This window comes from Acidovorax sacchari (genome assembly GCF_042847045.1).
In the GTDB taxonomy this organism is placed as follows: Bacteria; Pseudomonadota; Gammaproteobacteria; order Burkholderiales; family Burkholderiaceae_C; genus Paracidovorax; species Paracidovorax sacchari.
Window position 1 is genome coordinate 1,149,707 of sequence record NZ_AP035783.1, and the last position, 18,555, is coordinate 1,168,261.

At 69.1% G+C, this 18,555-nt stretch carries 22 protein-coding genes; 18 read left to right on the forward strand and 4 right to left on the reverse strand.

The features are described 5' to 3' along the window. Window positions 1–4: 4 nt before the first annotated feature. The 4 genes from mlaD to ACGHC0_RS05155 all read left to right on the forward strand — a co-directional run bounded on the left by mlaD (window position 5) and on the right by ACGHC0_RS05155 (window position 2,386). Entirely contained in the window at window positions 5–496 is a 492-nt protein-coding gene (gene mlaD, locus ACGHC0_RS05140) for an outer membrane lipid asymmetry maintenance protein MlaD (RefSeq protein ID WP_011794171.1), read from the forward strand. After that, a complete protein-coding gene (locus tag ACGHC0_RS05145; protein WP_415267602.1) occupies window positions 493–1,275 on the forward strand; it encodes a VacJ family lipoprotein in 783 nt (260 codons plus the stop codon). Before mlaD ends, ACGHC0_RS05145 begins: the two co-directional genes overlap by 4 nt. Before the next feature lie 142 nt (window positions 1,276–1,417). Then, entirely contained in the window at window positions 1,418–2,074 is a 657-nt protein-coding gene (locus tag ACGHC0_RS05150; protein WP_368354281.1) for an MlaC/ttg2D family ABC transporter substrate-binding protein, read from the forward strand. Between the two features lie 21 nt (window positions 2,075–2,095). Beyond that, window positions 2,096–2,386: an STAS domain-containing protein gene (locus ACGHC0_RS05155; RefSeq protein WP_415267603.1), complete on the forward strand. Its 291-nt coding sequence runs from the start codon at window positions 2,096–2,098 to the stop codon at window positions 2,384–2,386. Between the two features lie 14 nt (window positions 2,387–2,400). Here the strand turns inward: ACGHC0_RS05155 and ACGHC0_RS05160 are convergent, their stop codons facing one another. After that, window positions 2,401–3,933, reverse strand: a complete 1,533-nt coding sequence (locus tag ACGHC0_RS05160) for a DUF4034 domain-containing protein (protein ID WP_415267604.1) — start codon at window positions 3,931–3,933, stop codon at window positions 2,401–2,403. Window positions 3,934–4,034: 101 nt separating this feature from the next. On the opposite strand from ACGHC0_RS05160, the gene ACGHC0_RS05165 reads away from it, so the two are divergent. The 7 genes from ACGHC0_RS05165 (at window position 4,035) to hisD (ending at window position 9,931) form a co-directional block, all read left to right on the forward strand. Further along, the gene (locus tag ACGHC0_RS05165; RefSeq protein ID WP_368354284.1) at window positions 4,035–5,012 is read left to right on the forward strand and encodes an ABC transporter ATP-binding protein; all 978 of its coding nucleotides are present in this window, start codon (window positions 4,035–4,037) and stop codon (window positions 5,010–5,012) included. Continuing rightward, window positions 5,009–5,764: an ABC transporter permease gene (locus ACGHC0_RS05170; protein ID WP_011794176.1), complete on the forward strand. Its 756-nt coding sequence runs from the start codon at window positions 5,009–5,011 to the stop codon at window positions 5,762–5,764. The genes ACGHC0_RS05165 and ACGHC0_RS05170 overlap by 4 nt, the downstream gene beginning before the upstream one ends. A gap of 78 nt (window positions 5,765–5,842) precedes the next feature. Beyond that, window positions 5,843–6,091: a BolA family protein gene (locus ACGHC0_RS05175; protein WP_011794177.1), complete on the forward strand. Its 249-nt coding sequence runs from the start codon at window positions 5,843–5,845 to the stop codon at window positions 6,089–6,091. A 73-nt stretch (window positions 6,092–6,164) separates the two neighbouring features. Further along, entirely contained in the window at window positions 6,165–7,469 is a 1,305-nt protein-coding gene (gene murA / locus ACGHC0_RS05180; protein ID WP_013593456.1) for a UDP-N-acetylglucosamine 1-carboxyvinyltransferase, read from the forward strand. Then, window positions 7,466–8,128, forward strand: coding sequence for an ATP phosphoribosyltransferase (gene hisG / locus ACGHC0_RS05185; protein WP_368354285.1), 663 nt, complete (start codon window positions 7,466–7,468; stop codon window positions 8,126–8,128). The genes murA and hisG overlap by 4 nt, the downstream gene beginning before the upstream one ends. A gap of 105 nt (window positions 8,129–8,233) precedes the next feature. Then, window positions 8,234–8,587 carry a hypothetical protein gene (locus ACGHC0_RS05190; RefSeq protein ID WP_288475785.1) on the forward strand — a complete coding sequence of 118 codons (354 nt, stop codon included), beginning with the start codon at window positions 8,234–8,236 and terminating at the stop codon, window positions 8,585–8,587. A gap of 33 nt (window positions 8,588–8,620) precedes the next feature. After that, on the forward strand, window positions 8,621–9,931 hold the full coding sequence (gene hisD, locus ACGHC0_RS05195; protein WP_415267605.1) for a histidinol dehydrogenase: 1,311 nt from the start codon (window positions 8,621–8,623) through the stop codon (window positions 9,929–9,931). 22 nt (window positions 9,932–9,953) lie between these two features. On the opposite strand, the gene ACGHC0_RS05200 is transcribed toward hisD, so the two are convergent. After that, on the reverse strand, window positions 9,954–10,307 hold the full coding sequence (locus ACGHC0_RS05200) for a DUF2917 domain-containing protein (protein ID WP_415267606.1): 354 nt from the start codon (window positions 10,305–10,307) through the stop codon (window positions 9,954–9,956). Window positions 10,308–10,452: 145 nt separating this feature from the next. On the opposite strand from ACGHC0_RS05200, the gene ACGHC0_RS05205 reads away from it, so the two are divergent. From ACGHC0_RS05205 to hisA, 7 genes are all read left to right on the forward strand, one after another. Beyond that, complete coding sequence (locus ACGHC0_RS05205; protein ID WP_415267607.1) at window positions 10,453–11,922, forward strand: PLP-dependent aminotransferase family protein; 1,470 nt, start codon at window positions 10,453–10,455, stop codon at window positions 11,920–11,922. Between the two features lie 59 nt (window positions 11,923–11,981). Further along, window positions 11,982–12,218 (forward strand): hypothetical protein, encoded by a 237-nt coding sequence (locus ACGHC0_RS05210; RefSeq protein WP_041827807.1) that lies wholly within the window; start codon window positions 11,982–11,984, stop codon window positions 12,216–12,218. After that, window positions 12,215–12,664 carry a PIN domain-containing protein gene (locus tag ACGHC0_RS05215; protein WP_092835942.1) on the forward strand — a complete coding sequence of 150 codons (450 nt, stop codon included), beginning with the start codon at window positions 12,215–12,217 and terminating at the stop codon, window positions 12,662–12,664. Before ACGHC0_RS05210 ends, ACGHC0_RS05215 begins: the two co-directional genes overlap by 4 nt. After that, window positions 12,661–13,773, forward strand: a complete 1,113-nt coding sequence (gene hisC / locus ACGHC0_RS05220; protein WP_415267608.1) for a histidinol-phosphate transaminase — start codon at window positions 12,661–12,663, stop codon at window positions 13,771–13,773. Before ACGHC0_RS05215 ends, hisC begins: the two co-directional genes overlap by 4 nt. Beyond that, window positions 13,770–14,399 carry an imidazoleglycerol-phosphate dehydratase HisB gene (hisB, locus tag ACGHC0_RS05225; protein ID WP_415267609.1) on the forward strand — a complete coding sequence of 210 codons (630 nt, stop codon included), beginning with the start codon at window positions 13,770–13,772 and terminating at the stop codon, window positions 14,397–14,399. The genes hisC and hisB overlap by 4 nt, the downstream gene beginning before the upstream one ends. 9 nt (window positions 14,400–14,408) lie before the next feature. Next, complete coding sequence (hisH, locus tag ACGHC0_RS05230; protein ID WP_415267610.1) at window positions 14,409–15,077, forward strand: imidazole glycerol phosphate synthase subunit HisH; 669 nt, start codon at window positions 14,409–14,411, stop codon at window positions 15,075–15,077. Between the two features lie 90 nt (window positions 15,078–15,167). Next, window positions 15,168–15,914, forward strand: coding sequence for a 1-(5-phosphoribosyl)-5-[(5-phosphoribosylamino)methylideneamino]imidazole-4-carboxamide isomerase (gene hisA, locus ACGHC0_RS05235; RefSeq protein WP_368354292.1), 747 nt, complete (start codon window positions 15,168–15,170; stop codon window positions 15,912–15,914). A gap of 38 nt (window positions 15,915–15,952) precedes the next feature. Here hisA and ACGHC0_RS05240 read toward each other — a convergent pair whose 3' ends face one another. Together ACGHC0_RS05240 and ACGHC0_RS05245 are read right to left on the reverse strand one after the other, a co-directional pair. Continuing rightward, window positions 15,953–17,146 (reverse strand): spherulation-specific family 4 protein, encoded by a 1,194-nt coding sequence (locus tag ACGHC0_RS05240; protein ID WP_415267611.1) that lies wholly within the window; start codon window positions 17,144–17,146, stop codon window positions 15,953–15,955. A gap of 143 nt (window positions 17,147–17,289) precedes the next feature. Continuing rightward, entirely contained in the window at window positions 17,290–18,516 is a 1,227-nt protein-coding gene (locus ACGHC0_RS05245; RefSeq protein WP_415267612.1) for a spherulation-specific family 4 protein, read from the reverse strand. Between the last annotated feature and the right edge of the window lie 39 nt (window positions 18,517–18,555).

Here is an 18,555-nt window from a genome sequence, read left to right on the forward strand (position 1 = left end):
CACCATGCAGCATTCCAAGAACGACGTCTGGGTCGGCCTCTTCGTCCTCCTCGGCGGTGCGGCCCTGCTCTTCCTCGCCCTGCAGTCGGCCAACCTGCTGCGCGTGCAGTGGCAGTCCGGCTACCACGTCACCGCGCTCTTCGACAACATCGGCGGGCTCAAGCCCCAGTCCGCGGTGCGCAGCGCCGGCGTGGTGGTGGGCCGGGTGAACTCCATCACCTTCGACGACAAGACGTTCCAGGCCCAGGTGACGCTGGAGATGGACAAGCGCTACGCCTTCCCCAAGGACAGCTCGCTCAAGATCCTCACCAGCGGCCTGCTGGGAGACCAGTACATCGGCATCCAGGCGGGTGCCGACGAAAAGAACCTCGCCGAGGGCGACCGCATCACGTCCACGCAGTCCGCCGTGGTGCTGGAAAACCTCATCGGCCAGTTCCTCTACGGCAAGGCCGAAGAGGGCGGCGGCGGGGCCTCCGCGGGCGGCTCCAAGAAATGACGACAACAATGATGACCACCAAATCCCAAGCTCTCCGGGTCCGGTCCCTGCGCGGCAGTGCCTGCGCGCTGGCCGTGGCCTGCCTGCTGGCCGGCTGCGCGACCGGACCCGACGCCAACCCGCGCGATCCGTTCGAGCCCTACAACCGCGGCATGACCCGGTTCAACGACAAGGTGGACGACGTGCTGCTGCGGCCCGTCGCCACCGCCTATACCGAGGTCACCCCGCGCCTGGTGCGCACCGGCGTGAGCAACTTCTTCGCCAACCTCGGCGACCTGTGGTCCTTCGTGAACAATGCGCTGCAGCTGCGCGGCGAAGGCGCGCTCAACAGCATCGCGCGCTTCAGCGCGAACACCGTGTTCGGCATCGGTGGCCTGTTCGACGTCGCCACCGAGATGCGCATCGAGCGCTCGAAGCAGGATTTCGGCCTCACGCTCGGCCGCTGGGGCGTGCCCACGGGGCCGTACCTCGTGCTGCCGTTCCTGGGCCCGTCCACCGTGCGCGACACGGTGGCCCTGCCGGTGGATGCCAAGGGCAACCTGATCACCTACGTCGATCCCGTGTCCGACCGCAACGCCCTCTATGCCCTGAGCGCGGTGAACACGCGGGCCAACCTGCTGCGTGCGAGCTCGGTGCTGGACAGCGCTGCGCTCGACAAGTACAGCTTCACCCGCGACGCCTACCTGCAGGTGCGCAACCAGGCAGTGCAGACGGACCGGCGCAGCGAGGAACGCTACGACCAGGATGCCGGCAAGCTGCCCGAAGAGCCGAAGCCCTGAGGGCCGAGGCGGAGCCCCCAGCGGCGTTGCAGTTGCTTGCATCCGTGCACCGGGCAGACGCATGGGGGGCCGCACCCCCGCCCACAATCGAACATGACATGGAGCGCCCCGCCGGGGACGCCCCTTCAGAAAGGAAACCGATATGACGATGAGCCGACGTACCCTGGGCCAGGCTGCCCTTTGCACTGCCGCCGTTCTGTGGATGGGCATGCCGGTGGCGGCCCTGGCTGCAGACGAAGCGCCCGACGAACTGGTCAAGCGCCTGTCCACCGACGTGCTGAACACGGTGCGCAGCGACAAGAGCATCAAGTCGGGCGACATCAACAAGATCACCGCGCTGGTGGACAAGGTCATCCTGCCGCACGTGAACTTCCGCCGCATGACGGCCGCCGCGGTGGGCCCGGCCTGGCGCCAGGCGACGCCGCAGCAGCAGGCGCGCCTGCAGGACGAATTCAAGTCGCTGCTCGTGCGCACCTACTCGGGTGCCCTCAGTCAGGTCAATGACCTGTCGATCCAGGTCAAGCCCCTGCGTGCCGGCCCCGACGACAAGGACGTGCTCGTGCGCTCCGAGATCCTGGGCCGTGGCGACCCGATCCAGCTCGACTACCGCCTGGAAAAGACCCCCGGGGATGGTGCCGGCTGGAAGATCTACAACCTGAACGTGATGGGCGTGTGGCTGGTCGAGACCTACCGCACGCAGTTCGCCCAGGAGATCAACGCCAAGGGCATCGATGGCCTCATCGAATCCCTGGCGGCACGCAACAAGGCCAACGCCGCCGGCTCCGGCAAGGCGGGCTGACGCATCCACGGGGCGTCCGCCATGCTGGTCCTACCCACCGAGCTGACGCACCGGCAGGCCGAGGCCTGCCTGCGCATGCTGCTGCAGGGGCTCAAGGCGCACCGCGACGAGATCCTCGTCGTGGACGCCGCGCCGCTCGCCACCTTCGACTCGTCGGCCCTGGCGGTCCTGCTCGAATGCCGCCGCGCCGCGCTGCTGGAGAACCGGCGCTTCGAAGTGAAAGACCTGCCCTCGGGCCTGGCCAAGCTGGCCGGGCTGTACGGGGTGGCGGAACTGCTGGCCAGCCCGGCGGTGGCCGCGGCGGCCGATTGAACTGAACGCGCGCCTCAGCGCGCGGCGTTCGAGCGCTCCTGCCACTGGCGCCAGAAGCTCTTCAGCCAGCCCGACAGGCTGAAGATGTCCTCCATCACGCTCGCCACGTCATCCTTTTTCCCGTGCTTGCGGAGCGCGGCCAGCCATTTCCGGGCGGCGGCGCGATCGACGTCGGTTCCGTGCCCGAACCACAGGGCCCTGATCAGGTAGCTGATCGCCAGCACATCGTCCTCGCATGCCGCGTTGTACAGATGCTCGAGCGCGGCGTTGAAATCCACGGGCCCTCCCTGGCCGCGGTACAGCAGGACGCCATAGACCGAGGTGGAGTCCACGCATTCCATGGCGGCGCCCTGGGCCGCATAGCGGCGAGCCTTGGCGAAGTCCCTGGGAATGCTGCCCTTTCCCTGCCAGTACGCCAGCACGGCATTCCAGATGGCAGCGCGGGAGCCCCATGCCAGCGCGCTTTCCCAGTAGGGCACGGCTGCCTCGGCATCCTTGGGCGTTCCCAGGCCGAGCGAGAAGTGGCAGCCGCGCTCGAACATCGCGTGTCCGCTGAATTGCTCCGCCCCCAGTTCGCACCAGCGCACCGCCTCGGCGGCCACGGCCGGGTCGCCCATGCGCGGCCGCATGCGGTTGGCTGCGGTGGCGGCGGCATCGCCGTCTCCCAGGAGCGCCGCCTGCGCATAGGCGGCATCCGCTTCCCCGTCACGGCCGAGCGCGGCCAGGCTCGTGGCCAGGCGTTCATAAAGGTCCGGAGCGGGCTTGTGCGCGATGACGGCTTGAAGCTGCCCGGCGGCTTCCGCATGCCGGCCCTGCTGCTGGAGGTATCGGCTGAGGCTTTGCAGAACCCGGGGAGACCGGGCATGCCGGCTCCCGGCCAGCAAGGCTTGCGCCTTGTCGGTCTCGCCCTCGCAGCAGAGGATGTCGGCCTGGTGGCCGTCGTAGGCCGCTTCGAGCACCGCGGCGGATTCTGCAGGCCAGTCCAGCGCATGGATGCGCTGGAAGAAGGCCTCCAGCGCTCCGTCCGCTCCGCCCCACTTGGGCTGCAGCGCCCACATGTGCGCGAGGCACACCTCCACGGATTGCTCGATATGCCTTTCCGACAACGCGAGGAAGCTGTGGGGCAGGTCCAGGCCACCCGCGGTTTCCAGGTGAATGCCGATGGCCAGTGCGCAATAGGGCCTGGGGCTCAGTTCGATGGCCCGGTAGAGGTGGGGCAGCGCTTTCTGGAAATAGGCATTCATCAGCGAAAACTGGTGTTCCGTGGTGAACTGCCGTGTCTGGATGCCGCGGGCCCGCCAGCCGATGCGGAGAAAGTAATTGCCCGCCGCGAACTGGGCGAAGTAGTCCTCCGGAAACTCGCTGGCCCAGGCCAGCATCGCGGGCTCTGCGCTGCGCCGCTCGACGGAGGCCGCTGCGGCCTGTCTCAGGTACTCCGGCTCGCCGATGCGGCCGTTCTCGAAGTCCTGCTGCAGGGCCTGGAAATGCCGTGCGGGTGTGCGGTAGTCGCCTTGCAGCAAGAGGGACTGGATGTCGTGCAGTTGCATGGAAGAGGGCAGGGACCGGGGGCGATGGGCGAGGCCGCCGAGGTGGCATCGACGAGGTCGGCAAGCATATCCGCGCCAGACCCGTAAAATGGCCGGCTCCCATGCCCGCAGTCTCCTTCCAGTCTGTCTCCAAGACCTACGACACGCCCAAAGGGCCCTTCCAGGCGCTCGACGGCGTGAGCCTCGACATCGAGGAGGGCGAGTTCTTCGGCCTGCTCGGGCCCAACGGCGCGGGCAAGACCACGCTCATCAGCATCCTGGCGGGACTGTCCCGGGCCTCCGGCGGGCGCGTGCTGGTGCAGGGCAGCGACGTGCTGTCCGACTATGCCGATGCACGCCGCAAGCTCGGCATCGTGCCGCAGGAGCTCGTCTTCGATCCGTTCTTCAACGTGCGCGAGGCGCTGCGCATCCAGTCCGGCTATTTCGGCGTGAAGAACAACGACGCCTGGATCGACGAACTGCTCGAGAACCTGGGCCTGGCCGACAAGGCGTCCGCCAACATGCGCCAGCTCTCGGGTGGCATGAAGCGCCGCGTGCTCGTCGCCCAGGCGCTGGTGCACAAGCCGCCCATCATCGTGCTGGACGAACCCACGGCCGGGGTCGATGTGGAACTGCGCCAGACCCTCTGGCACTTCGTCGCGCGGCTCAACAAGGCGGGCCACACGGTGCTGCTCACCACCCACTACCTGGAAGAGGCGGAGGCGCTCTGCCATCGGATCGCCATGCTCAAGCGCGGCCGGATGGTGGCGCTCTCGACCACGTCCGAACTGCTGCAGGCCGCCTCCACGAACGTGCTGCGCTTCAAGACCGACGACGCGCTGCCCCCGGCGCTCGCCGCCGCCGCGCGTGTCACCGGCCGCGTGGTGCAGCTGCCCGCGCAGGACGCGGCGGACATCGAGCGCATCCTCTCCGGCCTGCGTGCCGCGGGCGTCGGCGTGCACGATGTCGAGATCCGCAAGGCGGACCTGGAGGACGTGTTCCTCAGCCTCATGGCCGAAGGGCGCTACCCCGATCCCGCCCGCGAGCCCGCTCCGGCGGACGAGCCCGCGGAAACGCCCGAAGGCGGGGTGCGGCTATGACCGGCTGGCAGACCCTGTTCTACAAGGAGGTGCTGCGTTTCTGGAAGGTGAGCTTCCAGACCATCGCGGCGCCCGTGCTCACCGCCGTGCTCTACCTGCTGATCTTCGGCCATGTGCTGGAAGACCACGTGAAGGTCTATGACCGCCTGAGCTATACCGCCTTCCTGGTGCCCGGCCTCGTGATGATGAGCGTGCTGCAGAACGCGTTCGCGAACAGCTCGTCGAGCCTCATCCAGAGCAAGATCATGGGCAACCTGGTGTTCGTGCTGCTCACGCCGCTGTCGCACTGGTCCTGGTTCTTCGCCTACGTGGGCTCTTCGGTGGTGCGCGGCCTGGCCGTGGGGCTGGGCGTGTTCATCGCCACGCTCGGCTTCGCGCGGCCGGAATTCGCCGCGCCGCTGTGGATCGCCGCGTTCGCGCTCCTGGGGGCCGCGCTGCTGGCCACGCTGGGCCTGATCGCCGGGCTCTGGGCCGACAAGTTCGACCAGATGGCGGCGTTCCAGAACTTCATCATCGTGCCGATGACCTTCCTCTCGGGCGTGTTCTATTCCATCCAGTCGCTGCCGCCTTTCTGGCAGACGGTGAGCCACCTGAATCCGTTCTTCTACATGATCGACGGGTTCCGGTACGGCTTCTTCGGGCAGAGCGATGCGTCGCCCTGGCTGAGCCTGGCCATCGTGGGCAGCGCCTGGCTGGCCGTGAGCGCGCTGGCCGTCCACCTGCTGCGCACGGGCTACAAGATCAGGAACTGATGACCACCCTCACGGGCGCGCGCACGCCAGGCGCCGCATGTGCGGCCGGGTGCCCGTCCTCCCACATGAACCACTGACATGACCGCCGACCAACTCAAAGACCTGATCCGGGCGGGGCTGCCCTGCGAGCACCTCACGCTGGAAGGTGATGGCCGCCACTGGTACGCGACCATCGTCTCCGCGGAGTTCGAGGGCAAGCGTGCGATCCAGCGCCACCAGCGGGTGTACGCGACGCTGGGCAGCCGCATGCACACCGACGAGGTGCATGCGCTGTCCATGAAGACCTTCACGCCTGCCGAATGGGCCGCGCAGCCGCGCGGCGAGTGAGCGCAGGTTCCTTCCCGCTGCGCCATCCGCCGCAACGGCCCCTCCCGTCCTCCAGACCCCAGAACAACAAGCCATGGACCAACTCCAGATTCGCGGCGGCCGTGCCCTGAGCGGCGACGTGCCGATCTCCGGCGCCAAGAACGCCGCCTTGCCCGAGCTGTGCGCCGCGCTGCTCACGGCCGAGCCCGTCACCCTCCTGAACGTGCCACGCCTGCAGGACGTGGCGACCATGCTGCAGCTCATCCGCAACATGGGGGTGGCGGCCGAGCATTCCCAGGGCGATGACCGGGCCAGCAGCGGCACGGTGCGCATCGATGCCGGCGCGCTGTCCACGCCCGAGGCGCCCTACGAACTGGTCAAGACCATGCGCGCGTCGGTGCTGGCGCTGGGGCCGCTGCTGGCGCGCTTCGGCGAGGCCACGGTGTCGCTGCCCGGTGGCTGCGCCATCGGCTCGCGCCCCGTGGACCAGCACATCAAGGGCCTGTCGGCCATGGGCGCGGAGATCGTGGTGGAGCACGGCTACATGATCGCGCGGCTGCCCGAGGGCCGTTCGCGGCTGCAGGGCGCCCGCATCACCACCGACATGGTGACGGTGACCGGCACCGAGAACCTGCTCATGGCGGCCACGCTGGCCGATGGCGAGACGGTGCTGGAGAACGCGGCCCAGGAGCCCGAGGTGGTGGACCTGGCCGAGATGCTCATCGCCATGGGCGCGCAGATCGAGGGCCACGGCACGAGCCGCATCCGGGTGCAGGGCGTGGAGCGCCTGCACGGCTGCACGCACCGCGTGGTGGCCGACCGCATCGAGGCCGGCACCTTCCTGTGCGCGGTGGCCGCCACGGGCGGCGAGGCGCTGCTGCGCCACGGCCGCGCGGACCACCTGGACGCCGTCATCGACAAGCTGCGCGACGCGGGCGTGACCGTGGAGTCCGTCGAGGGCGGCATCCGCGTGCGCAGCCCGGGGGCGGGCCAGTTGCGGGCACAGAGCTTCCGCACCACCGAATATCCGGGGTTTCCCACCGACATGCAGGCGCAGTTCATGGCGCTCAACGTGGTGGCCCAGGGCGCCTCGCGCGTGACCGAGACCATTTTCGAGAACCGCTTCATGCACGTCGATGAGCTGCTGCGCCTGGGCGCGCGCATCCAGGCCGACGGCAAGGTGGCGGTGATCGAGGGGCTGGGCGACACGGGCGCGTTGCTGTCGGGCGCCACCGTGATGGCCACCGACCTGCGCGCTTCCGCCAGCCTGGTGATCGCCGGCCTGGTGGCCACGGGCCAGACCACGGTGGACCGCATCTACCACCTCGATCGGGGCTACGACTGCATGGAAGGCAAGCTGCGCGCCCTGGGCGCCGATATCGAAAGAGTGAAGGCATGACGAACGCGGGCGACGTGATCACCCTGGCCCTGTCCAAGGGCCGCATCTTCGACGAGACCCTCCCGCTGCTGGCCGCCGCCGGCATCGAGGTGCTGGAAGACCCCGAGAAATCCCGCAAGCTCATCCTGCCCACCAACCGGCCGGACGTGCGCGTGGTGCTGGTGCGCGCCACCGATGTGCCCACCTACGTGCAGTACGGTGGCGCGGACCTGGGGGTCACGGGCAAGGACACGCTCATCGAGCACGGCGGCCAGGGGCTGTACCAGCCGCTGGACCTGCGCATCGCCAAGTGCCGCGTGAGCGTCGCGGTGCGCGAGGATTTCGACTACGCCCGCGCGGTGAAGCAGGGCGCGCGCCTCAACGTGGCCACCAAGTACACCACCATCGCCCGCGAGTTCTTCGCGGCCAAGGGCGTGCACGTGGACATGATCAAGCTCTACGGCAGCATGGAGCTCGCTCCGCTCACCGGGCTGGCCGATGCCATCGTGGACCTGGTCTCCACGGGCAGCACGCTGCGCGCCAACCACCTGGTGGAGGTGGAGCGCATCATGGACATCAGCTCGCACCTCGTGGTGAACCAGGCCGCCCTCAAGCTCAAGCGCGAGCCCTTGCGCCGCATCATCGATGCGTTCGCCGACGCGACCGGGCGAAAAGGCTGAAATCCACGGTACGGATGAGTTTTCCGAAAAATAAACGCCAAAATGCGAGTGCTGGGAAAATTGTTTCCTGATGCATCATTTGTTTCAAATCGGAGGGCTTGCCCCATGTTCCAAAAAATCCTGCTGCTCGGCGGCCTGGTCTTGAGCGGTGCCGCATTCGCGGCGGACGCGGATTTCACGCTGGTCAACCGCACGGGCTATGCGCTCAACGAGGTGTACATCTCCCCGACGAAAATGGACAACTGGGGCAAGGACCGGCTGGGCAGCAACCAGCTGGCCAACGGCGCCTCGCGGAAGTTCAAGTTCGGCGATACGAAGCACTGCGTCCAGGACATCAAGGTGGTGTTCGCGGACGATGGCTCGAACGTCGAGTGGGAGGGCTTCGACCTCTGCGAGCTCGACAAGATCACCCTCAAATACAACCGCAAGACGCGCGAAGTGTCGGCCGAAACCGAATGAGCGCGGTCCCACTCCGATCCGCCTGAGAGACTTATGAAAGCCACGCCTGCCCGCCTGCATACCGAGAGTGCCGATTTCGAAGCTGCCTTCCGGGAGCGGCTGCATTGGTCCGCCGAGACCGATGCGGCCATCGAGCAGCGCGTGGCCGACATCCTGGCGGACGTGCAGGCGCGCGGCGATGCGGCCGTGCTGGAGTACACGCAGCGCTTCGACGGGCTGCAGGCGGATTCCGTGGCGGCGCTGGAGCTGTCCCAGGCCGAACTGAAGGCCGCCTTCGAGGCGCTGCCGGCCGCGCAGCGCGAGGCGCTGGAGGCGGCGGCCCGCCGCGTGCGCAAATACCACGAGGCGCAGAAGAAGGCGAGCGGCGAGAGCTGGAGCTACCGCGACGAAGACGGCACGCTGCTCGGCCAGAAGGTCACGCCGCTGGACCGCGTGGGCATCTACGTGCCCGGCGGCAAGGCCGCATACCCGTCCAGCGTGCTGATGAATGCCATCCCGGCCCACGTGGCGGGCGTGCAGGACATCGTCATGGTGGTGCCCACGCCCCGCGGCGAGAAGAACCCGCTGGTGCTGGCGGCCGCCTACGTGGCGGGCGTGGGCCGCGCCTTCACCCTCGGCGGCGCGCAGGCCGTGGCCGCGCTGGCCTATGGCACGGCCACCGTGCCGAAGGTGGACAAGATCACCGGCCCCGGCAATGCCTACGTGGCCAGCGCCAAGAAGCGCGTGTTCGGCACGGTGGGCATCGACATGATCGCCGGCCCGAGCGAGATCCTGGTGCTGGCCGACGGCACCACGCCGCCCGACTGGGTGGCGATGGACCTGTTCAGCCAGGCCGAGCATGACGAACTGGCCCAGTCCATCCTGCTGTGCCCGGACGCCGCCTACATCGATGCCGTGCAGGCTGCCATCGATCGCCTGCTGCCCGAAATGCCGCGTGCCGAGATCATCGCCAAGAGCCTCACGGGCCGCGGCGCGCTGATCCTCACGAAGGACATGGAAGAGGCCTGCGCCATCAGCAACCGCATCGCGCCCGAGCACCTGGAGGTGTCGAGCCGCGACCCGCACCGCTGGGAGCCGCTGCTGCGCCATGCGGGCGCCATCTTCCTCGGGGCCTATACCAGCGAGAGCCTGGGCGACTACTGCGCGGGCCCGAACCACGTGCTGCCCACCAGCGGCACCGCGCGGTTCTCGTCACCGCTGGGGGTGTACGACTTCCAGAAGCGCAGCAGCCTGATCGAGGTGAGCGAGCAGGGCGCGCAGGCGCTGGGCCGCATCGCCAGCGTGCTGGCGCACGGCGAGGGGCTGCAGGCCCATGCGCGGGCTGCGGAGATGAGGCTGAAGTGACCCCCCTGAGGCGCTGCGCGCCTCAGGCCGCGGCACCCGCGGTGCCTGCCGTGCCGTCCTGCGGCGGCGCGGGTTCCACCACCCAGCGCAGCCGCAGGGGCGTGCTGCCTTCGGCGCTCACGTAGAGCCGACCCGGTCCCGGCAGGGCCAGTCGCTGGCCGGCCTCCAGGAACCAGTCGTCTCCATCACCGTGCTGCGTGACCCAGGCATGGCCTGCCAGCACCTGCAGGGTGGCCCGGCAGCCGGGAGCGCAGTCCAGCGGATGTACCGGATCGTCGGGCGCCAGCGTGGCCACGAGGGTCCGGGGTGCCGCTGCCGGACGCGAGGCCAGGCGGCGCAGGAGGGCGAGGGAGGCGGAGGCGGTTGCGGAGTTCATGCCGTTCACTGTGCCGGCGCCGGGCGGGATGCGACAGCCGCAGGCATGCGCCAGCTGGACCGGCACAGATGCCGGCCGCGCGGTGTCTGTATTGCCTGCATTGCCGGGTATCTGTATTGATGGTGGCGAGGTGCAGCGATACAGAATGGAAGCGATGTCCGATCTCGATTCCACCCCGCTGTACCTGCAGATCGCCTCGCAGATGGCCGAACTGATCCGCAACGGCACGCTCGCGCGTGGCGCGCGCATGCCGTCCGTGCGCGAGCTGTCCCGCCAGCGTGGCGTCGCCCAGAGCACCGTCGTGCAGGCCTACCACTGGCTGGAGGATGCGCGCCTGATCGCCGCCCGCCCGCGCTCGGGCTATTTCGTGGCGCCCCGGCCGGCCGTGCTGCCCGAACCGACGGTGGCCCGGGGACTGCGCCGTCCGCGCGATGTGTCCGTGGACTGGCTGGGCCAGCGCATCCTCGGCACGCCGCAGCCGGCCGACGTCGTGTCGTTCAGCAGCGGCACGCCGGGCCCGGACCTGCTCGATGTGGACCGCGTGCGGCGCGCGGTCGCCCGGTCGGTGCAGCGCCACCGCCACCTGCTGTGCATGTATCCCTCTTCCGAAGGGCACGAGGAGGCGCGGCGCGCCATCGCGCGCTACGCCGTGGGCATGGGCTGCAGCCTGGATCCGGAGCGCATCCTCGTCACCGGCGGCTGCATGGATGCCATCAGCCTGTGCCTGCGTGCGGTGACGCAGCCGGGCGATGTGGTGGCCCTGGAGTCGCCCACGCATTTTTCCTTCCTGGAGTTGCTGCAGGGGCTGCACCTGAAGGTGCTGGAGATTCCCACCCATCCACGGCACGGCATCTCGCTGGACGCCCTGCAGCTGGCGCTGGAAACACAGCCGGTGAAGGCCCTGATCGTGGTGCCCACGCTCAGCAATCCGCTCGGGGCCTGCATGCCGCAGGTGGAGCGGCGGCGGCTCGCGCAGCTCGCCGCGCGCCACGGGCTCGCGGTGATCGAGGACGCGGTGTACAACGATCTCGCGGAGCAGGAGGAGCACCGCCGCACCGTGAAATCGCACGACACCGCGGGCCACGTGATGCTGTGCAGTTCGTTTTCGAAGACGCTCGCGCCCGGGTTGCGCCTGGGCTGGCTGGAAGGCGGGCGCTGGACGGACGCGCTGCGCCAGATGAAGGACCTGCAGGCGGGCGGGCAGTCGCCGGTGCTGGAGCTGGCGCTGGCCGACCTGATGCTGCAGACCGGGCATGCCGCGGCGATGCGCCAGCTGCGCACGGCCGTGGCAGCGCGCATGGATTCCGTGCGGCACGCCATCGCGCAGTCGTTCCCGCCGGGCACGCGGGTGAGCGATCCGCCGGGAGGGCTCCTGCTGTGGGTGGAGCTGCCGCGCGGGCTGGACACCCTGCAACTGCACCAGGCCTGCCTGCAGGAGCGCATCCTCGTGCCGCCCGGCACCGTGTTCGGCACCGGCGGGCGCTTCCGCAACTGCCTGCGGATCGGGGTGGGGGGCGACTGGACGGAGCACCACGCGGCCACGCTGCGGCGGGTCGGGGCCATCGCCTGCGCGATGGGGTCGAGGGCGGGCCATCCTGAAAAAGCCCTGGCGTGAGAATGCACGAAGTTCGTGCGACACGAACTTCGTGTCATTTTTCGGCTAACATCGCTTCCATGAAAAACGTCACCGTCACCATGGATGACACCGTCGCCGAATGGGCCCGCGTCGAGGCGGCCCGGCGCGGCACGAGCGTGTCCCGCATGCTGGGTGAATGGCTGGCGGAAAAGATGCGGCAGGAGGACGCCTATGCGCAGGCCCAGCGCGAGGCGCTGGCCTTCGAAAGCTGGGGCGCCTCGTCCCGGCCGTACCTCACGAGACCCGAACTGCAGGAGCGCGAGGCCGCGCCATGAACGCCCCGCTGTTCGTCGATACCGGCGTGCTGCTCAGCAGCGTGGACGACCGCGATCCCGTCCGGCAGGCCCGGGCGCGCGAATGGCTCGCGCTGTGCTGGAACACACGCCGCGGGCGCATCAGTTCGCAGGTGCTCAACGAGCTCTACCACAACGCCGTGGCCTGCTTTCCCGGCCCGCAGACGCTGCACCTGGTGCGCGCGCAGGTGCGCCGCCTGCGCGTCTGGCAGCCGCCGCACCTTGACGCCTACGTGGTCGATGGCGCCTGGGACCTGCAGGACCGCTACGGCCTGAGCTACTGGAACGCGCTCATCGTCGCTTCCGCGCACCAGCAGGGCTGCCGCCATGTGCTGGGCGACGTGCTGCCGCACGGGCAGCGCTACGACGCGGTGCGCGCCGTGAACCCTTTTCTCCTGGCTCCCGACGAACTGGAATCGCTCGAATGACCGACACCCTTGCCGCCGCGCTCGGCCGCATCCGCCCCGACGTCCGCGCCATGCATGCCTACGCGGTGCAGCCTGCCACCGGCGTGCTCAAGATGGACGCGATGGAAAACCCTTTCCCGCTGCCGCCGGAGCTGCAGGAAGCGCTGGGCCGGCGCCTGGGCGCGCTGGCGCTGAACCGCTACCCCGGCGCGCGGCTGCACGATCTGAAGCAGGCGCTCGCCGCGCACATCGGCATGCCGGAGGGCTTCTCGATGGTGCTGGGCAATGGCTCCGACGAGATCATCACGCTGCTGGCGCTGGCCTGCGTGCGGCCCGGCACGGGCGAGCGCGCGACCATGCTCGCGCCCATGCCCGGCTTCGTGATGTACCCGATGAGTGCGCAGCTGCAGGGCCTGGACTTCGTGGGCGTGCCGCTCACGGCCGATTTCGAACTCGACGAGCCCGCCATGCTGGCCGCCATCGCGCAGCACCGCCCGGCGATCACCTACCTGGCCTACCCCAACAACCCCACGGCCACGCTGTGGGACGAGGGCGCCGTACAGCGCATCATCGACGCGGCGGGCGCGCAGGGCGGCATCGTGGTGATGGACGAGGCCTACCAGCCCTTCGCGAGCCGCACCTGGCTGGACCGCATGCGCGCCGAGCCCGCCCGCAACGCCCACGTGCTGCTCATGCGCACGCTCAGCAAGTTCGGCCTGGCGGGCGTGCGCCTGGGCTACCTCGCGGGCCCGGCGGCGCTCGTGGACGAAATCGAGAAGGTGCGCCCGCCCTACAACGTGAGCGTGCTCAACTGCGAAGCCGCCCTGTTCGCGCTGGAGCATGCGCAGGTGTTCGCCGCGCAGGCGGCCGAGCTGCGCGCCGCGCGCACCGGCCTGGTCGCGGCACTGCGCGCCATGAAGGGCATCGAGCGCGTGTGGGACAGCGAGGCCAACATGGTGCTCGTGCGCGTGCCCGACGCCGCGCGGGCCTTCGAGGGCATGAAAGCCCGCAAGGTTCTCGTCAAGAACGTTTCTACAATGCATCCCTTGCTGGCCCGCTGCCTGCGCCTCACGGTGGGCAGCGAGGCCGACAACGCCCAGATGCTCGACGCACTCCAGGCTTCCCTATGACTTCCTCCGCACTCGTTCCCTCCACCGCCTCCGAGGGCGACCGCATCGCCGAGGTCGCCCGCAACACCGCCGAGACCCGCATCCGCGTGCGTGTGAACCTCGACGGCACGGGCGCTGCGCGCCTGTCCTCGGGCATCGGCTTCTTCGACCACATGCTCGACCAGATCGCGCGGCACGGCCTGATCGACCTGGACATCGAGTGCGAGGGCGACCTGCACATCGACGGCCATCACACGGTGGAGGACGTGGGCATCACGCTGGGACAGGCGTTCGCGCGGGCCGTGGGCGACAAGAAGGGCATCCGCCGCTACGGCCATGCCTACGTGCCGCTCGACGAGGCGCTCTCGCGCGTGGTGGTCGATTTCTCGGGCCGGCCGGGCCTGTACATGGACGTGAAGTTCACGGCCGGCAGCATCGGCCAGCTCGATACCCAGCTGGTGTACGAGTTCTTCCAGGGCTTCGTGAACCATGCGGGCGTGACGCTGCACATCGACAACCTGAAGGGCTTCAATGCCCACCACCAGTGCGAGACCATCTTCAAGGCCTTCGCGCGTGCGCTGCGTTTCGCGCTGGAGCGCGACCCGCGCTCGGCCGGCGTCATTCCCTCCACCAAGGGCTCGCTCTAGGTTTTCGCCATGAATGTTGAAGCAAAGACCGTCGCCGTCGTGGACTACGGCATGGGCAACCTGCGCTCGGTGTCCCAGGCCGTGCAGGCGGCCGCCGAGGGCAGCGGCTGGACCGTGGTCGTGACCTCGCGGCCCGAGGACGTGCGTGCCGCGCAGCGCGTGGTGCTGCCGGGGCAGGGCGCGATGCCCGACTGCATGCGCGAGCTGCGCGAATCCGGCCTGCAGGAATCCGTGCTCGAGGCTGCGGCCTCCAAGCCGCTTTTCGGCGTTTGCGTGGGCATGCAGATGCTGCTGGACCACAGCGCCGAGGGCGACACCCCGGGCCTGGGGCTGATTCCCGGCGACGTGGTGCGCTTCGAACTGGCCGGCCGCCTGCAGCCCGACGGCAGCCGGTTCAAGGTGCCCCAGATGGGCTGGAACCGGGTGCGGCAGATGCCGCACGGCGGGGCCGTGCACCCCGTGTGGGCCGGCATTCCCGACGAAAGCTATTTTTATTTCGTGCACAGTTTCCATGCATTGCCGCGCGATGCGGCGCACACTGCAGGGGAAACCGATTACGGCGGGCGCTTTGCATCCGCCGTGGCTCGCGATAATATTTTTGCCACGCAATTCCATCCTGAGAAAAGTTCCGAGCACGGCCTGGCGCTCTACCGCAACTTCCTCCACTGGAATCCCTGAGCATCCCCTCGCTTCCTTCCCCCTCCTTCTTCCACCCCGGCCGGCACTGGCACGCTCTGCCACGGCATATCCCCACCTCGTCATTCCATCATGCTGCTCATCCCCGCCATCGACCTCAAGGACGGACACTGCGTACGCCTCAAGCAAGGTGACATGGATCAATCGACCACCTTCGGCGAAGACCCGGCAGCCATGGCGCGCAAGTGGGTGGATGCCGGTGCGCGGCGCCTGCACCTCGTGGACCTGAACGGCGCCTTCGCCGGCACGCCCAAGAACTACGCGGCGATCAAGGCCATCCTCAAGGAGGTGGGCGACGACCTGCCCGTGCAGCTGGGCGGCGGCATCCGCGACCTGGACACCATCGAGAAATACATCGACGGCGGGCTGCGCTACGTCATCATCGGCACGGCCGCAGTGAAGAACCCCGGCTTCCTCAAGGACGCCTGCAGCGCCTTCGGCGGCCACATCATCGTGGGCCTGGACGCCAAGGACGGCAAGGTCGCCACGGACGGCTGGAGCAAGCTCACCGGCCACGAGGTGGTCGATCTCGCGAAGAAGTTCGAGGACTGGGGCGTCGAGTCCATCGTCTATACCGACATCGGCCGCGACGGCATGCTGTCGGGCATCAACATCGATGCCACGGTGAAGCTGGCGCAGGCCCTCACCATCCCCGTGATCGCCTCCGGCGGCCTGGCGGGCATGGCCGACATCGAGCAGCTCTGCGCGGTCGAGGGCGAAGGCGTGGAAGGCGTCATCTGCGGCCGGGCGATCTACTCCGGCGACCTGGACTTCGCCGCGGCGCAGACGCGCGCGGACGAACTGAACGGCGCGGCCTGAGCCGGCACCTGCGCCGCAGGGCGCAGGCGGTGTTCCCGTCAGCAGCCGGGAGGCGTGCGCCCCTGGTTCACGGCCGCCACGGTCTGCAGCAGCGACGTCCAGTACGAGGGCAGCGATGCCCAGGGGTTGCCGATGTCGTTGACCGGGTCGTACTGCAGGTCCGTCATGTAGATGGGGCCGGCGTTGTAGAGCGCGGACGCGGCGGACTGCACGGCCTTCTGCATGTCCGCGCAGGTGGCGGTGTTGTGCACCAGCGAACTCTGGCGGCTGTTGGCCAGGGTGTAGAGCCACGGAGTGGTGCGCGGATCGTAGGTGGCGTAGCTGCTGTTGCGCGCCTCGAAGGTGACCAGCACGTCGGCCACCGAGGCGTAGTCGGCGGTATTCGGCACCATGCCCGGGTTGCCAATCACGCGCAGGCTGGAGTCCCTGGCCTTGATGTAGGCGTAGATCTCGCGGTATCCGCCCAGCATGGCCGCGTCGGAGGACATTTCGTCCAGGAAGATGCCGCTGATCGCGGTGCGCCCGTAGAGCGTGAAATACGCATCGATGTTGGCCTTCACGGTGGCCAGCGAGCGCTTCCCGTAGCCCGTGTACACATAGCCCACCACCTTGCCGCCGGCGCCGACGAACTGGTTGAGCGCGCTCACGTAGGCAGGGTCCGCCGCGTCGAACTCCCCGTTGTCGGGGTTCATGATGGCGGTGACCTGCACGCCGGGGTTGGCGGCGGCGCCGCCGGCCATGCGGCTCCATTCGGTGCCGGAAGAAGGCGAGAAATAGGCCGGCACCAGCACTTCCAGCGGCGCGGGCGCCGGGCGGAGGTAGATGACGCGCGTGGCTGTCGCGGTGGCGTTCGCCGGCGACGAGGCCACCGACACGGAGGCACTGAGCTGCTGCCGGCCCGGCGTGGCGCCGTTGAACGTGACCGTCGCCACGCCGGAGCGCGTGGTGCCGGTGGCGGAGAACGTGCCGGGGGAGACCGCGAAACTGACCGGCGTGCCGTCCGCGGCGGCCGCGCCGTTCACCGTGACCTGCGCGCTCAGCGACAGGGCGGCGCCTGCGGTGGATACCGTTTCCGCATCGGGCCCGGCAAAGGCGATGGCGACGGTGGTGGGGTTCGCCGGATTGGTCGGGGTCGTGCCGTTCGAAGAGCCGCCGCCTCCGCCGCCGCAGGCGGCGATCAGGGCGGCCAGCGACAGGCTGCACCAGCGGGCGAGGGAAGGCATACGGGCCATGGCGATTCCTGTCTGGATGAGAACGAAGCGGTCGGACGGCATTGTCTTTCGGCCCGGTCTGCGTAGTTTTGACGATTTCTGTGGTTCTTGTAAATTTTCGACACAATTTGGCGGAAATGCGCCGGAGAACGCTCAGCAGGTGCTCAGCAGGAGGGCAGGCTGGCTCCGCGGTTGACGGCATCGACCGTGCCGAGGAAGCGGAGCCAGTACCCCGGCAGGGTGTCCCAGGGGTTGCCTTCGCCGGTGTCGGGGTTGAACTGGTCGTCGGTCACGTACAGCATGCCGGCGTTGCTGCGCGGCGCGGCGGCCGTGCGCACGGCCTGCTGCATGGCGGCGCAGTCGGGCGCGTCATGCAGCAGCGCCGCCTGCCGGGTGTTGGCCACCTGGTAGAGCCAGCCGCCGTCGGCGCGCGGGTCGTAGCTGGCGAAGGCCGGAGAACGGTTCTCGAAGTTCACCAGGGTGTCGGCGGCCGCGAGGTATCCGCTGGTGGTCTGGGTGCCGGGGTTGCCCACCACGCGCAGGCCCGCATCGCGCCCCTTGATGTAGGTGTACAGGTCCAGGTAATAGGCGAGGCGCTTCGGCGACGTGGACATCTCGTCGATGAAGAACCCGCTGATGAGGCCCCGGCCGTAGAGCTGCAGGTAGCTGTCGATGTTGCGCTTCACCGTGCTGGCGGAGCGCGCGCCGTAGCGGGTATAGACGTAGCCGAGCAGCCGGCCGCCCGACTGCACGAAGGTGCCGGCCGCCGCCGTGAACTCGGGGTTCGCGCGCTTGAACACGCCGTTGTCGGGGTTGAGGATGGCGGTGACCGCCACGTCCGGGTAGGCGCGCGCGCCCGCGCTGAGGGCCTCCCAGGGCGAGCCTTCCGATGGATAGAAGTACGCAGGCACCAGCACCTCGAGCGGGGCCGGGGCAGGGCGTGCGTACAACGTGCGGGATGCGAATGACGGTGCGGTTGCGGCGCCGCTGGCCGAAGCCAGCGTGGCGGAGATCACCTGGGGGCCGGGAACGGACGCGGTGAAGCTGGCCGAGGCGGTGCCGGCGCGGACCGGGGCGGCCACCGGCAGGATGGCGGCCGTGCCCGCGGAGAACACCACGGTGGCGCCATCCTCCGCACCCGGGGCCTCCACGGCGACGCCGACGGCGGTGCCCACGTCGAACACGTCCGCGCCATCGCCGGGCGCGGTGAACGCGAGGGCTGCGACCGGCAGGGCGGAGGCCTTCGCGTCCTGCGTGGCCTGGGCGGTTGCGGCGGTGCCCGTGCCTTCGGCGGGGCCTCCCCCGCCGCCGCAGCCGCTCAGCCATCCGGCGGCGGCCAGGAGGCAGGCGGGCAGGGCCGCGCGTGCGTTCGGAAAGTTCGGCTGTGCCATCGGGCCCCCCTCTGCTGGTCTGGAGCACCGATTGTGGAA

What these genes read in the sequence shown, in the direction of transcription:
- mlaD (WP_011794171.1), top strand. Translation starts at nt 5, where the DNA reads ATGCAGCATTCCAAGAACGACGTCTGGGTCGGCCTCTTCGTCCTCCTC.
- ACGHC0_RS05145 (WP_415267602.1), top strand. Translation starts at nt 493, where the DNA reads ATGACGACAACAATGATGACCACCAAATCCCAAGCTCTCCGGGTCCGG.
- ACGHC0_RS05150 (WP_368354281.1), top strand. Translation starts at nt 1,418, where the DNA reads ATGACGATGAGCCGACGTACCCTGGGCCAGGCTGCCCTTTGCACTGCC.
- ACGHC0_RS05155 (WP_415267603.1), top strand. Translation starts at nt 2,096, where the DNA reads ATGCTGGTCCTACCCACCGAGCTGACGCACCGGCAGGCCGAGGCCTGC.
- ACGHC0_RS05160 (WP_415267604.1), bottom strand. Translation starts at nt 3,933, where the DNA reads ATGCAACTGCACGACATCCAGTCCCTCTTGCTGCAAGGCGACTACCGC.
- ACGHC0_RS05165 (WP_368354284.1), top strand. Translation starts at nt 4,035, where the DNA reads ATGCCCGCAGTCTCCTTCCAGTCTGTCTCCAAGACCTACGACACGCCC.
- ACGHC0_RS05170 (WP_011794176.1), top strand. Translation starts at nt 5,009, where the DNA reads ATGACCGGCTGGCAGACCCTGTTCTACAAGGAGGTGCTGCGTTTCTGG.
- ACGHC0_RS05175 (WP_011794177.1), top strand. Translation starts at nt 5,843, where the DNA reads ATGACCGCCGACCAACTCAAAGACCTGATCCGGGCGGGGCTGCCCTGC.
- murA (WP_013593456.1), top strand. Translation starts at nt 6,165, where the DNA reads ATGGACCAACTCCAGATTCGCGGCGGCCGTGCCCTGAGCGGCGACGTG.
- hisG (WP_368354285.1), top strand. Translation starts at nt 7,466, where the DNA reads ATGACGAACGCGGGCGACGTGATCACCCTGGCCCTGTCCAAGGGCCGC.
- ACGHC0_RS05190 (WP_288475785.1), top strand. Translation starts at nt 8,234, where the DNA reads ATGTTCCAAAAAATCCTGCTGCTCGGCGGCCTGGTCTTGAGCGGTGCC.
- hisD (WP_415267605.1), top strand. Translation starts at nt 8,621, where the DNA reads ATGAAAGCCACGCCTGCCCGCCTGCATACCGAGAGTGCCGATTTCGAA.
- ACGHC0_RS05200 (WP_415267606.1), bottom strand. Translation starts at nt 10,307, where the DNA reads ATGAACTCCGCAACCGCCTCCGCCTCCCTCGCCCTCCTGCGCCGCCTG.
- ACGHC0_RS05205 (WP_415267607.1), top strand. Translation starts at nt 10,453, where the DNA reads ATGGAAGCGATGTCCGATCTCGATTCCACCCCGCTGTACCTGCAGATC.
- ACGHC0_RS05210 (WP_041827807.1), top strand. Translation starts at nt 11,982, where the DNA reads ATGAAAAACGTCACCGTCACCATGGATGACACCGTCGCCGAATGGGCC.
- ACGHC0_RS05215 (WP_092835942.1), top strand. Translation starts at nt 12,215, where the DNA reads ATGAACGCCCCGCTGTTCGTCGATACCGGCGTGCTGCTCAGCAGCGTG.
- hisC (WP_415267608.1), top strand. Translation starts at nt 12,661, where the DNA reads ATGACCGACACCCTTGCCGCCGCGCTCGGCCGCATCCGCCCCGACGTC.
- hisB (WP_415267609.1), top strand. Translation starts at nt 13,770, where the DNA reads ATGACTTCCTCCGCACTCGTTCCCTCCACCGCCTCCGAGGGCGACCGC.
- hisH (WP_415267610.1), top strand. Translation starts at nt 14,409, where the DNA reads ATGAATGTTGAAGCAAAGACCGTCGCCGTCGTGGACTACGGCATGGGC.
- hisA (WP_368354292.1), top strand. Translation starts at nt 15,168, where the DNA reads ATGCTGCTCATCCCCGCCATCGACCTCAAGGACGGACACTGCGTACGC.
- ACGHC0_RS05240 (WP_415267611.1), bottom strand. Translation starts at nt 17,146, where the DNA reads ATGGCCCGTATGCCTTCCCTCGCCCGCTGGTGCAGCCTGTCGCTGGCC.
- ACGHC0_RS05245 (WP_415267612.1), bottom strand. Translation starts at nt 18,516, where the DNA reads ATGGCACAGCCGAACTTTCCGAACGCACGCGCGGCCCTGCCCGCCTGC.